The sequence below is a fragment of the Streptomyces sp. XM83C genome, assembly GCF_023072675.1.
Classification (GTDB): domain Bacteria; phylum Actinomycetota; class Actinomycetes; order Streptomycetales; family Streptomycetaceae; genus Streptomyces; species Streptomyces thermocoprophilus.
Genome location: NZ_JALLGL010000029.1, coordinates 1 through 11,995 on the forward strand (window position 1 = coordinate 1; position 11,995 = coordinate 11,995).

At 74.5% G+C, this 11,995-nt stretch carries 11 protein-coding genes; 4 read left to right on the plus strand and 7 right to left on the minus strand.

What is annotated here, in order from left to right; translation table 11 throughout:
• Positions 1-422: 422 nt before the first annotated feature.
• Entirely contained in the window at positions 423-1,625 is a 1,203-nt protein-coding gene (locus MTQ10_RS05900; protein WP_247462962.1) for an amino acid deaminase/aldolase, read from the plus strand.
• Positions 1,626-1,632: 7 nt separating this feature from the next.
• On the opposite strand, the gene MTQ10_RS05905 is transcribed toward MTQ10_RS05900, so the two are convergent.
• Genes MTQ10_RS05905 through MTQ10_RS05920 form a run of 4 tightly spaced genes read right to left on the minus strand, consistent with a single transcriptional unit; the run spans position 1,633 to position 6,304 of the window.
• Positions 1,633-2,670 carry a DUF2510 domain-containing protein gene (locus tag MTQ10_RS05905; protein WP_247463019.1) on the minus strand — a complete coding sequence of 346 codons (1,038 nt, stop codon included), beginning with the start codon at positions 2,668-2,670 and terminating at the stop codon, positions 1,633-1,635.
• A 39-nt stretch (positions 2,671-2,709) separates the two neighbouring features.
• Positions 2,710-3,501, minus strand: a complete 792-nt coding sequence (locus MTQ10_RS05910) for a 3-oxoacyl-ACP reductase (protein ID WP_247462964.1) — start codon at positions 3,499-3,501, stop codon at positions 2,710-2,712.
• Positions 3,498-4,895 carry an aldehyde dehydrogenase family protein gene (locus tag MTQ10_RS05915; RefSeq protein WP_247462966.1) on the minus strand — a complete coding sequence of 466 codons (1,398 nt, stop codon included), beginning with the start codon at positions 4,893-4,895 and terminating at the stop codon, positions 3,498-3,500. Before MTQ10_RS05915 ends, MTQ10_RS05910 begins: the two co-directional genes overlap by 4 nt.
• Before the next feature lie 47 nt (positions 4,896-4,942).
• Positions 4,943-6,304: a glutamine synthetase family protein gene (locus MTQ10_RS05920; protein ID WP_247462968.1), complete on the minus strand. Its 1,362-nt coding sequence runs from the start codon at positions 6,302-6,304 to the stop codon at positions 4,943-4,945.
• Between the two features lie 98 nt (positions 6,305-6,402).
• On the opposite strand from MTQ10_RS05920, the gene MTQ10_RS05925 reads away from it, so the two are divergent.
• Positions 6,403-7,137, plus strand: coding sequence for a FadR/GntR family transcriptional regulator (locus MTQ10_RS05925; RefSeq protein WP_247462971.1), 735 nt, complete (start codon positions 6,403-6,405; stop codon positions 7,135-7,137).
• 96 nt (positions 7,138-7,233) lie between these two features.
• Complete coding sequence (locus MTQ10_RS05930; RefSeq protein WP_247463021.1) at positions 7,234-7,950, plus strand: gamma-glutamyl-gamma-aminobutyrate hydrolase family protein; 717 nt, start codon at positions 7,234-7,236, stop codon at positions 7,948-7,950.
• 235 nt (positions 7,951-8,185) lie between these two features.
• On the opposite strand, the gene MTQ10_RS05935 is transcribed toward MTQ10_RS05930, so the two are convergent.
• Positions 8,186-9,190 carry a LysR family transcriptional regulator gene (locus MTQ10_RS05935; protein WP_247462973.1) on the minus strand — a complete coding sequence of 335 codons (1,005 nt, stop codon included), beginning with the start codon at positions 9,188-9,190 and terminating at the stop codon, positions 8,186-8,188.
• A 71-nt stretch (positions 9,191-9,261) separates the two neighbouring features.
• Between MTQ10_RS05935 and MTQ10_RS05940 the strand changes: the two genes are divergently transcribed.
• Entirely contained in the window at positions 9,262-10,398 is a 1,137-nt protein-coding gene (locus tag MTQ10_RS05940; RefSeq protein WP_247462975.1) for a TDT family transporter, read from the plus strand.
• On the opposite strand, the gene MTQ10_RS05945 is transcribed toward MTQ10_RS05940, so the two are convergent.
• Together MTQ10_RS05945 and MTQ10_RS05950 are read right to left on the minus strand one after the other, a co-directional pair.
• The gene (locus MTQ10_RS05945) at positions 10,310-11,029 is read right to left on the minus strand and encodes a helical backbone metal receptor (protein ID WP_247462977.1); all 720 of its coding nucleotides are present in this window, start codon (positions 11,027-11,029) and stop codon (positions 10,310-10,312) included. The genes MTQ10_RS05940 and MTQ10_RS05945 overlap by 89 nt on opposite strands.
• Positions 11,026-11,595, minus strand: coding sequence for a helix-turn-helix domain-containing protein (locus tag MTQ10_RS05950; RefSeq protein WP_247462978.1), 570 nt, complete (start codon positions 11,593-11,595; stop codon positions 11,026-11,028). Before MTQ10_RS05950 ends, MTQ10_RS05945 begins: the two co-directional genes overlap by 4 nt.
• Positions 11,596-11,995 lie beyond the last annotated feature (400 nt).

The following is an 11,995-nucleotide window of genomic DNA, read 5'->3' on the forward strand; positions in this document are numbered from 1 at the left end:
GTGTAGTTGTCGAACAGCCGCGGCACATACAGCCCCGACCCCGCGGCGATCTCCGTCACCGCGTCCTCCGCCGCCGATCCCAAGCTGGCCGGGGCCGTCACGGTGATGGTGGACGACGTGGCGCAGCTGGACCTGATCGACGCGGCGCGCTTCCGTGCTCATGCACCCCCCGTTTCCTGGTCCCCGGGCCGTCGTTCTCGTGCACGGTGCCGCCCGGCGCGTACCCGAGAAGGCATACCCGCGCCTGCGGTACGGCATCCCGGCGCGGACACGGCCCGGCCGTGCCGGAGCGGTGAATCTCCGTGCGTGCGCGTCACTCTACGGGTTGCCGCCGACAGAACGGGAACGCAGTCCGCAGCCCGGGGGCATCTGCCCGGAACGTCCCCCTACCCTGCGGTAATCCGGCGTGGCAGGCTTCGTCCATGACTGTGCGTGCCGCCGACCGGGCCCGGTACGACCGGGCCACCGCCCATCTGGACGCCCCTGTCGCGATCGTGGACCTGGACGCCTTCGACGCGAACGCCGACGATCTCGTCCGGCGGGCGGGAGGCAAGCCGATCAGGGTGGCGAGCAAGTCCGTGCGCTGCCGGGCGCTGCTGGAACGGGTCCTGGCGAGGGACGGGTTCCGCGGGATCATGTCGTTCACGCTCGCGGAGTCGCTGTGGCTCGCCCGGTCCGGCTTCGACGACGTTCTGCTCGCCTACCCGTCCGCCGATCGCGCCGGTTTCGCGGAGCTGGCCGCCGATCCCAAGCTGGCCGGGGCCGTCACGGTGATGGTGGACGACGTGGCGCAGCTGGACCTGATCGACGCGGCGCGCGGCGACGGCCGCGAAGTGGTGCGGGTGTGCCTGGAGTTGGACACCTCGCTGAGGCTGCTGGGCGGCCGGGTGCGGGTCGGTGCCCGGCGTTCCCCGCTGCACTCTCCCGCCGAGGTGGCCGAGCTGGCGCGGGCGGTGGCGCGGCGGCCCGGGTTCCGGGTGGTGGGGATCATGGCGTACGAGGGGCACATCGCCGGTGTCGGGGACGCGATCGCGGGGCGCCCGCTGCGGTCGCGGGCGGTGCGGCTGATGCAGGCCGCGGCCCGGCGTGAGCTGGCCGAGCGGCGCGCGGCGGTGGTGCGGGCGGTGCGGGCGGTCGTACCGGAGCTGGAGTTCGTCAACGGCGGCGGCACCGGCAGTGTGCAGTACACGGCGGCGGAGGACGCGGTGACGGAGATCGCCGCGGGGTCGGGGCTGTATGTGCCGCGGCTGTTCGACAACTACACGTCGTTCAGGGGCCGTCCGGCGGCGCTGTTCGCCCAGCCCGTCGTACGGCGGCCCGGGGTCGGGGTGGTGACGGTGCTGGGCGGCGGCTATCCGGCGTCGGGTGCGGCCGGGCGTGACCGGCTGCCGGTGCCGTATCTGCCGGAGGGTCTGCGGTACGACCCCCAGGAGGGGCCCGGCGAGGTGCAGACGCCGCTGCTGGGGTCGGCGGCGGACGATCTGCTGATCGGCGACAAGGTGTGGTTCCGGCATGCGAAGGCCGGTGAGCTGTGCGAGCGGTTCGACGAGCTGCACCTGGTGGCGGGGGACGCGGTGACGGACACCGTGCCGACGTACCGGGGCGAGGGTCGCACGTTCCTGTGAGCGGCCGTCAGCTGCTCGGGCCGATGCTGCTGCCGACGCCGCCCGAGGTGGCGGCGTCGCCGACGGGGCGTATGCCGCGGGTGATGGTGTCCATGAGGGCGAGCGGCGGCCCGTCGGGGCCGGCGTCGAAGACGAACCGGACGAGGACCGGTGCGCCGGTGCCGAAGCTGGAGGGGAACGCCAGCGACTGGACGTAGCCGCCGGGGCCCTTCTTGGTCGTCACCCGCCAGCGCACGTACCAGCCGGCCCGGCCGGCGACGGCGATCTGGCCGGAGCCGACGACCTGGTGGGAGACGAGGCCGCCGAAGGGGCGGTTGCCGAGCCTGTTCTCGTCGTACGCCTCGTCGGCCAGGGCCGCGATGTCCTGCTCGGCCAGCGCCCTGGGCGAGGTGACGTCGGTCGCGGTGGCGGTGCGGGAGAAGACCTGCCCGTGGCGGCACAGGCCGGGGTCGCCGGGGCAGTCGTAGATGCCGTCGGTGCTCATGCGGAGGTCGGGGTCGGCGGCCTGCTGCGGGCGGATCCAGCCGTCGGGCAGCGGCAGGGTGATGCCGTTGAGCTGGTCGACGACGACGGCCGGGTCGTCGGCCGAGGGCTCGGTGGTGCGGGGGGCCGCGCCGGTGGGTGAGGTGGAGGGCGGACCCGGCGTGGTCGCGGGGGCGGTGGCGGCCCGGGTGCCGCCGGTGGCCCCGCCGTCGTCGCCGTCGTCGCCGTCGCCGCCGAGGACGAACCCGCCGGTGACGATCGCGGCGACCAGCACGGCGGCGGCGACGGTGAGTGCGACGACCTTGGCCCGGCCGGAGGCACCGGCGGCGGGCGCGGGCCGTGCGGGCGTGTACGGGCCGTACGGGGTGGGCGGCGTCGGCGGGGTGTACGGTCCCGGGGCCGGTGGCGATGCCTGCGGTGCGTACGGCCCCGGGGCCGGTGTGGGTGCGGACGGCGCCGGCGCCTCGGGGGTGCGCCGGTGCTCGGTCCAGGCAGTGCCGTCCCACCAGCGCTCCTGGTGCGGGGCCTGCGGGTCGCTGTACCAGCCGGGCGGGGGCGTCATGCTCATCCCGGCAACTCTAGGACGTACCCGGTGCCGGTCCTACAGCGGTGTGACGTACGCCCCCGTGATGCCGCCGTCGACGAGGAAGTCGGTGGCGTTGACGAAGGAGGAGTCGTCGCTGGCGAGGAAGGCGACGGCGGCGGCGATCTCCTCGGCCTCGGCGAACCGGCCGAGCGGGATGTGGACGAGGCGGCGGGCGGCCCGCTCCGGGTCCTTGGCGAACAGCTCCCGCAGCAGCGGGGTGTTGACCGGGCCCGGGCACAGCGCGTTGACGCGGATGCCCTCGCGGGCGAACTGCACGCCGAGTTCGCGGGACAGGGCGAGGACGCCGCCCTTGGACGCGGTGTAGGAGATCTGGCTGGTGGCGGCACCCATACGGGCCACGAAGGAGGCGGTGTTGATGATGGAGCCGCGGCGCCGGCGGCGCATGTAGGGCAGCGCGGCCTTGCAGCACAGGTAGACGGAGGTGAGGTTGACCTCCTGGACGCGCTTCCAGGCCTCGAGGCCGGTCTCCAGGATGGAGTCGTCGTCGGGCGGGGAGATACCGGCGTTGTTGAACGCGACGTCGACGCTGCCGTAGGTGTCGTACGCCGTCGCGAACAGCGCTTCGACCTGCTCGGGGTCGGTGACGTCGACCCTGACGAACAGTCCGCCGGTCTCCTCGGCGGCGGCCTTGCCGCGGGCCTCGTCGATGTCGCCGCAGACGACGTGGGCGCCCTCGGAGGCGAGCCGCCGTGCGCTGGCGAGGCCGATGCCGCTGCCGGCTCCGGTGACGACGGCGGTCCGGCCGACGAGGCGGCGGCACACGCTCTGCTCGTTGTGAACGGTCACTGTGCGGGGCCCTCCGTGCTGATGAAGACGTTCTTGGTCTCGGTGAAGGCGGTCAGGGCGTCGGGGCCGAGTTCCCGGCCGAGGCCGGACTGTTTGAAGCCGCCGAACGGGGTCCAGTAGCGGACGCTGGAGTGGGAGTTGACGGACAGGTTCCCGGCGCGCACCGCCTGGGCGACGCGCAGGGCGCGGCCGACGTCGCGGGTCCACACCGAGCCGGACAGGCCGTGGTCGGTGGCGTTGGCGAGGCGGACCGCCTCGGCCTCGTCGTCGAAGGGCAGGACGACGGCGACGGGTCCGAAGACCTCCTCGACGGCCACGCGCGCGTGCGGGTCGACGTCGGTGAGGACGGTCGGCGGGAACCAGAAGCCGGGGCCTTCGGGGGCCTTGCCGCGGATGCCGGGCGCGCCGGGGTCGACGTAGGAGCGGACCCGGTCGAGCTGGAGGCGGGAGATGAGCGGGCCCATCTGCGTGGACTCGTCGGCGGGGTCGCCGACGGTGACGGCCTCGATCGCGGGGGCGAGCAGGGCGAGGAAACGGTCGTACGCCGAGGACTGGACGAGGATGCGGGTGCGGGCGCAGCAGTCCTGCCCGGCGTTGTCGAGGAACGACATGGGGGCGCTTGCCGCGGCGGCCTCCAGGTCGGCGTCGGCGAAGACGATGTTGGGGCTCTTGCCGCCGAGTTCGAGGGTGACGCGTTTGACGCGGTCGGCGCTCTTGGCGAGGACCTGCTTGCCGACGGCGGTCGACCCCGTGAAGACGATCTTGGCGACGCCGGGGTGTTCCACGAGGGCGTTCCCGGCGACGGGGCCGTGACCGGGCAGCACCTGGAAGAGGCCTTCGGGCAGGCCAGCGGCGAGGGCGAGTTCGGCGAGGCGCAGCGCGGTGAGCGGGGTGGTCTCGGCGGGTTTCAGGATCACCGCGTTGCCGGCGGCGAGTGCGGGCGCGGTGCCCCAGGCGGCGATCGGCATGGGGAAGTTCCACGGGGCGATGACGCCGACCACGCCGAGCGGTTCGAGGATCGTCACGTCGAGGCCGCCGGGTACGGGGATCTGGCGGCCGGTCAGGCGTTCCACTCCCCCGGCGGCGTAGTCGAGCAGGTCGCGGACGTTGCCGGCCTCCCAGCGGGCGTTGCCGATGGTGTGCCCGGCCTCGCGGACCTCCAGCCGGGCCAGTTCCTCCAGGTGGCTGTCGACGGTGGTGGCGAACCGGCGCAGCAGCCGCGCCCGGTCGCCGGGCGGCAGCGCGGCCCAGCGGGTCTGGGCGCGGGCGGCGCGGGCGACGGCGGCGTCCACGTCGGCGGGGGTCGCGGCGGGGACGGTGGCGACGACGTCCTCGGTGGCGGGGTTCAGCACCCGCAGTTCGGACTGGGGGACCTGTTCGGGCTGGTCGGGCAAGGGGGGCCTCACATGCGTTCGCGTGCGGACGGTCGGGCGAGGGGGCCTCACATGCGTTCGAAGGAGCGGCGCAGCTCCCAGTCGGTGACGGCGGCGTCGAACGCGTCGAGTTCGACGCGGGCCATGTTGCCGTAGTGGGCGACGACGTCGTCCCCGAAGGCGGCCTTGGCGAGGGTGCTGTTCTCCCACAGTTCGGCGGCCTCCCGCAGGGTGCCGGGGACGTGCGCGTGGTCGGCGGCGTAGGCGTTGCCGTGGCAGGGCTCGGGCAGCTCCAGCTCCTGTTCGACGCCGTACAGTCCGGCGGCGACCATGGCGGCGACGGCGAGGTGCGGGTTGACGTCGCCGCCGGGGACGCGGTTCTCGAAGCGCAGGGAGCGGCCGTGGCCGACGACGCGCAGGGCGCAGGTGCGGTTGTCGTGGCCCCACGCGACGGCGGTCGGGGCGAAGGAGCCGGGCCGGAACCGCTTGTAGGAGTTGATGTTCGGGGCGTACAGCAGGGTGAACTCGCGCAGGGCGGCGAGCTGCCCGGCGAGGAAGTGCCGCATGAGGGGGGACATGCCGCCGTCGGGGCCGGGCATCGCGTTGGTGCCGTCGGGGCGGGCGAGGGAGAGGTGGATGTGGCAGGAGTTGCCCTCGCGTTCGTTGTACTTGGCCATGAAGGTGAGCGAGTGGCCCTCCTGGGCGGCGATCTCCTTGGCGCCGGTCTTGTAGATCGCGTGCTGGTCGCAGGTGACGAGGGCCTCGTCGTAGCGGAAGGCGATCTCGTGCTGGCCGGGGTTGCATTCGCCCTTGGCGGACTCGACGGTGAGTCCGGCGCCGGCCATCTCGTTGCGGATGCGGCGCAGCAGGGGTTCGATGCGGCCGGTGCCGAGAACGGAGTAGTCGACGTTGTACTGGTTGACGGGGGTGAGCCCGCGGTATCCGGCGTCCCATGCCTGCTCGTAGGTGTCGCGGAAGACGATGAACTCCAGCTCGGTTCCGGCCTGCGCGGTCAGTCCGCGTTCGGCGAGCCGGTGGAGCTGGCGGCGCAGGATCTGGCGGGGCGCGGCGGTGACGGGTGAGCCGTCCTCCCAGGCGAGGTCGGCGATGACCAGGGCGGTGCCGGGGTTCCAGGGGACGCGGCGCAGGGTGGTCAGGTCGGGGTGCATGGCGAAGTCGCCGTAGCCCTTGTCCCAGGAGGACATGGCGTAGCCGTCGACGGTGTTCATGTCGGCGTCGACGGCGAGGAGGTAGTTGCAGCCCTCGGTGCCGTGGTGGAGGACCTCGTCGAGGAAGAAGCGGGCGGCGAACCGCTTGCCCTGGAGGCGGCCCTGCATGTCGGGGAAGGCCAGGACGACGGTGTCGATGTCTCCGGCGGCGACGAGGGCGTGCAGCTCCTCGACGCCGAGGGGGGCGGTGCGGTCTGCCACGGGAGGGCCTCCTTGGGGGCGTCGGCGCGCTTCTTCGGCCGGACCGGCAGACTTAAGGTATTGCCGGAGACCTTTGGTTGGGAAGGGGGCGCGACGGTATGCCGGAGGGTTCGGGGCGCGGCGCGGCGGACCGTCTCGCGCCCGTGCTGCGGCCGGTGCGGGCGGGCAACGGCTTCGAGGAGGCGCTGGAGCAGATCCTCCAGGTGGTGCGCCTCGGCCTGGTGCCGGCGGGCGGGCGGCTGCCGGCGGAGCGGGAGCTGGCGGAGCGACTGGGGGTGAGCCGGGTGACGCTGCGGGAGGTGCTGAAGGTGCTCCAGGAGCAGGGGCTGGTGGAGTCCCGGCGGGGCCGTTACGGCGGTACGTTCGTACGGCCCCGCCCGGATGCGCCCGACGCGGCGGAGCTGCGCCGGCGGACCGCGGAGGTCGATCTGGAGGACGTGCTGCGGTTCCGGGAGGTGCTGGAGACGGGCGCGGCCGGCCTGTGCGCGGCCCACGGGCTGACCGGGGAGGGGGCGGAGCGGCTGCGCCGGGCGCTGGACGGCACGCGGGAGGCGCCGCTCGCGGACTACCGACGGCAGGACTCGCTGCTGCATCTGACGCTGGCGGAGCTGAGCGGTTCGCCGTCGCTGACCGCGCAGTACGCGGCGGTCCGGGCGACGGTGAACGACCTGCTGGACTGCATCCCGCTGCTGGTGCGCAACCTGGAGCACTCGCAGCGCCAGCACACGGCGCTCGTGGAGGCGGTGCTGGACGGGGACGCGGACGCGGCGCGGGAGATCATGCGGGAGCACTGCGCGGGGACGGCGGCGCTGCTGCGGGGCTTCCTGTCCTGACGGGCGGGGCGCCCGGCCGTCAGGTCCCGTGAGGGCTCGTAAAGGTACACATCGACTCCATTGGCAGGCCGACCGGCCGGAGAGGGCGAGAAGCGGATGACGTACGAGGAACAGCCCGGGCGGAGCGCGTCCCGGCCGCTGATCGGTGTGACCACGTACCTCGAACCGGAGGCCCGCTGGGGGGCGTGGGAGATGCCGGCGGCGCTGCTGCCCGCGCAGTATCCGAGGCTGGTGCAGCGGGCGGGCGGCCTGGCCGCGATGCTGCCGCCGGACGAGCCCGGGCACGCCGCGGCGACGGTGGCCCGCCTGGACGGCCTGGTGCTGGCGGGCGGCGGCGACGTGGACCCGGCCCGCTACGGCGCCGAGCGGCACCCCCGCACGGGGACACCGGTGCCGGAGCGGGACGCGTGGGAGCTGGCGCTGGCCGAGGCGGCACTCGAGGCGGGGGTGCCGCTGCTGGGGGTGTGCCGGGGCATGCAGGTGCTGAACGTCGCCCTCGGCGGCACGCTGACCCAGCACATCGACGGCCATGTGGGCACGCCCGGCGTCTTCGGCAGCCACCCGGTCAAGCCGGTGCCGGGGACGATGTACGCGGCGCTGGTGCCGAAGGAGACGCCGGTCCCGACCTACCACCACCAGTGCGTGGAGAGGCTCGGCGCGGGCGTGATCGCGTCGGCACACGCGGAGGACGGGACGGTGGAGGCCGTGGAGGTGCCGGACGCGCGGGCGTGGACGCTGGCGGTGCAGTGGCATCCGGAGATGGGCGAGGACGACCGGGTGATGCGGGCGCTGGTGGAGGCGGCGCGGGGCTGAGGCCGGGGACTCGGGGCCCGGTCCGCCGTCACACCCCCGTCCGCCGCGTGGGGGCGGGCTTTGCGTCGTACGGGGACGGGCTTTCCCTCGTACGGGGACGCGCCTTCTCTCGTACGGGGACGCGCCTTTCCTCGTACGAGGGCGGGCCGGAGATGTGGTCTCCCGCCGACGGCACCGCTCCCCGTGACGGCGAACAACCGCCGGGTACGGCGCGCCGCGCCCGCGCCGGCACCCCTCAGCGACCCCCGCCGGCCCCCGGCGTGGGCTGCCGTGCCCCCGACCGGGTCAGTGACAGCAGGTCCCTCGCCGGGCCCGCCGGTCTCCGGCCCGTGGGCCAGACCGCCCGCAGCGCCCTGTGCAGGGTCACGCCGTCGACGGGGACGCCGACCAGGCGGCGCATGCCCAGCTCCTCCCCCACCGCCAGTTCGCTCAGCACCGCCGGCCCGGCCCCGCTCTCGGCGGCGGCTTTCACGGCGGTCGTCGAGGACAGCTCGATCAGCGGCCGGGCAGGGCCCGCCCCGATCGCGCCGAGGGCGGCGTCCAGCACCTGCCGGGTCCCGGAGCCCTTCTCCCGCAGGATCAGCGGCGTGGCCGCCAGCTCGGCGGCCGGTACCGGCCCGCGGCGCCGCGCCCAGGCGTGTCCGGGGGCGGCGACGACGATGAGCCGGTCCTGGGCGATGACCGCGGAGTCCAGCCCGGCGGGCACGGTCAGCCCCTCCACGAACCCGAGGTCCGCCTCGCCGGCCAGCAGCCGCTCGGCGACGGCGGCGGAGTTCCCGGCGAGCAGGGACACGGCGGTGTCGGGACGCTGGGCGCGCAGCGCGAGCAGCCAGCCCGGCAGCAGATACTCGGCGATGGTCATGCTGGCGGCGACCCTCAGCCGTGAGTCGCGCCGGTCGCGCAGCGCCTGCGCCCCGGCGTCGAACGCCTCGGCCGCCTCGACGATGCGCCGGGCCCAGTCGGTGACCAGGGCGCCGGCGTCGGTGAGGCGGGAGCCGCGCGGGGAGCGGTCGACGAGGGCGACGCCCAGCTGGCGTTCCATGGAGCGGATACGGCTGCTCGCGGCGGGCTGGGTGATGCCGACGGCGCGGGCGGCGGCGCCGAGGCTGCCGAGCCGGGCGACGGCGAGGAGCAGTTCGAGCGCGCCGAGGTCGGGCACGCGGTGGGCCAGCGGCACGGCCGGCGGATCGTCGTCGCCGGGCGTCCGACCCGCCGTTCTGCCGTTGCCGCCCCTGCTCATAAAGCCAGTTTATGCCCTCATAGGAACGTACTCCCTGGCGGGGAGGTACGGCGCTCGGCGACGGTGGGGGCATGGTCACCGCAGTCCGTCATCTGGGCCCCAACTGGTACGCCACCGTCATGGGCACCGCCGTCGTCGCCACCGCGGGCGCCGGGCTCCCCGGCGGGACGCCGGGGCTGCGGACGGTGTGCGCGGCCGTGTGGGCGCTGTCGCTGCTGATGCTGACGGTGCTGGTCGCGGCCCGCGCGCTGCACTGGCGTCACCACGGCGACCGGGCCCGCGCGCAGCTGCTTGACCCGGCGGTGGCACCGTTCCACGGCTGTACGGCGATGGCGCCGCTGGCGGTGGGCGGGGCGACGCTCGCCGTCGGCCGGGACTGGATCGGTGCCGGCGCGGCCGTCCCCCTCGGCGCGGTGCTGTTCGCCGTGGGGACGGTGCTGGCACTGACGGCCGCGGTGGCGGTGCCGTATCTGATGGCGGTGCGCCCTCAGGCCGACCGGCGGCCGGCCGTCGGGCAGGCGTCGCCGGTGTGGCTGCTGCCGCTGGTCGCGCCGATGGTGTCGGCGGCGGTCGGCCCGCTGCTGGTGCCGCATGTCCCGGCGGGGCAGCCGCGCGAGACGCTGCTGCTGGCGTGCATGGCGCTGTTCGGGGTGAGTCTGCTGGCGGTGCTGCTGATGCTGCCGCTGGTGTTCGCCCGGCTGGTGACGGGCGGTCCGCTGCCGCTCGCGCTGACGCCGACGCTGTTCCTGGTGCTCGGCCCGCTCGGGCAGTCCACGACCGCCGTCGGCAACGTCGCGGACGCGGCTCCCGGAGCGGTCCCGGGCGCCACGGCGGAGGGGTTCTCCGCGCTCGCGGTGCTGTACGGGGTGCCGGTGACGGGGTTCGCGCTGCTGTGGCTGTGTCTGGCGACCGCGCATGTGGTGCGGGCCAGGCGGGAGGGCATGCGGTTCACGATGACGTGGTGGGCGTTCACGTTCCCCGTCGGCACCTGCGTCACCGGCGCGGAGACCCTGTCCCGGCACACGGGGCTGGTGGTGTTCGGCGGGCTCGCGGTGCTGCTGTACGGGCTGCTGCTGGCGGGATGGGCCGCAGCGGCGGCCGGCACGCTGCGCGGACTGGTCAGCGGTGCGCTGCTCGCAGCGCCTCCCCCAGCACTCTCGGCGCCTCGGTCAGGGACGGCCCGTACCAGGTCAGGTGCCGTCCGCTGACGAGGGCGCAGGGCAGGCCGGGGAACGCCTCGGGGCCGTCGTCGGGGGTGAAGCGGTACGGCTCGTCGGGCAGGACGACCAGATCGGGGCCGGCGTCGAGCAGCTCGTCGAGGGGGATGCGCGGGTAGCGGTCGGGGTGCCCGCTGTGCAGGTGGTGGACGCCGAGGCGGGCGAGGACGTCACCGGCGAAGGTGTCCCTGCCGAGCACCATCCAGGGCCGGCGCCAGATCGGCACGACGGCGCTGATACGGCCCCCGGGTTCCGGCAGGGCCTGCCAGGCGCCCTCCGCCTCCTCCAGCCAGCGGGGCCGGGAGCGCGCCCCGCACGCCGTGACGACCCGGTCGAGTTCGCGGAAGGCCTGCGGCACCGTGCGGACCTCGGTGACCAGCACCTCCAGGCCGGCGCGGCGCAGCTCGGCGAGGTCGGGGGCGCGGTTCTCCTCCTCGTTGGCGAGGACGAGGTCGGGGGCGAGGCCGACGATGCGCTCCAGGTGGGGGTTCTTGGTGCCGCCGACACGGGTGACGTCGAGGCCGGCGGGGTGGCTGCACCAGTCGGTGGCGCCGACGAGGACGCCGGGCGCCGAGGCGGCGACCGCCTCGGTGAGCGACGGCACCAGGGAGACGATCCTCACGGGCGGGGCCGGTCCCGTACCGCCTCGATGTGTTCGGCGACGGCGACGACGATCAGCCGGGTGTCGGAGACGGTGGCCCGCCAGCGGTGCCGCACCCCACCGGTGAGGTAGAGGCTGTCGCCGCGGCCCAGGCGGTAGGCACGGCCCTCGGCCTCGATCTCGACGGCACCGTCGGCGACGTACATCAGCTGGTCGTTGCGGAACTGGAACTCGCGGCCCGCGTCGTGGTCGCCGGTGAACTCCTGAGCGTGCATCTGGTGGTGGCCGCGCACCAGGGACCGTACGCGCGGTTCGGGTCCGGGCTCGCCGGGTTCGGCGCGGACCACGTCGACGCTGCACGCCGGGTCGGCGGCGGCGAGGAGTTCGACCGCGGTGGTGCGCAGCGCGTCGGCCACCTTCTCCAGGGAGCTGGGGCTGGGCCGGGCCCGGTCGTTCTCCACCTGGCTGAGGAAGGGCACGGACAGGCCGCTGCGCTCGGCGACCGCGGCGAGGGTGAGCTGAAGGGCGCGGCGCCGTCGCCGGACGGCCGCGCCTACGCGCAGAGGCTGTTCTTTGTGGTCGCCCATCGCTCCGGCTCCCTCCTTCGCTCGTCGTCCGGTCGCTGCCTCAGCGGCTGTTCGATGGATGCTCGCGCACCGGTTGCGTGATGCACCTCTTCTGATGAGTTCTCTGCACCCTACGCACGTTCGGCAAACCGTTTCATGCGCCCGTCACATCGAGGACACGTGCCGGGCGCCACTACCTCACAGTTCGCGCCAGCGGTTCGCCGCGGGCATCGTCCTCCTCAGGGTCGGCGGTTTCCCCGTTGGGTTCAATGCGTTCCGCATCGCCCGTGTTCCCGCGCCTCACGGGCCCCGGCCGGTGCGGGGTCCGGCGAGGGCATCGCTTTGCGTGGTTGGCCGGATCCTTGCCGTGTGCCGGCGCCCGGCGGCGCGGCGCTTCAGCGGGACTTCAGCGCGGCTCTGC

What these genes read in the sequence shown, in the direction of transcription:
- MTQ10_RS05930 (WP_247463021.1), top strand. Translation starts at nt 7,234, where the DNA reads ATGACGTACGAGGAACAGCCCGGGCGGAGCGCGTCCCGGCCGCTGATC.
- MTQ10_RS05935 (WP_247462973.1), bottom strand. Translation starts at nt 9,190, where the DNA reads ATGAGCAGGGGCGGCAACGGCAGAACGGCGGGTCGGACGCCCGGCGAC.
- MTQ10_RS05925 (WP_247462971.1), top strand. Translation starts at nt 6,403, where the DNA reads ATGCCGGAGGGTTCGGGGCGCGGCGCGGCGGACCGTCTCGCGCCCGTG.
- MTQ10_RS05905 (WP_247463019.1), bottom strand. Translation starts at nt 2,670, where the DNA reads ATGACGCCCCCGCCCGGCTGGTACAGCGACCCGCAGGCCCCGCACCAG.
- MTQ10_RS05900 (WP_247462962.1), top strand. Translation starts at nt 423, where the DNA reads ATGACTGTGCGTGCCGCCGACCGGGCCCGGTACGACCGGGCCACCGCC.
- MTQ10_RS05950 (WP_247462978.1), bottom strand. Translation starts at nt 11,595, where the DNA reads ATGGGCGACCACAAAGAACAGCCTCTGCGCGTAGGCGCGGCCGTCCGG.
- MTQ10_RS05940 (WP_247462975.1), top strand. Translation starts at nt 9,262, where the DNA reads ATGGTCACCGCAGTCCGTCATCTGGGCCCCAACTGGTACGCCACCGTC.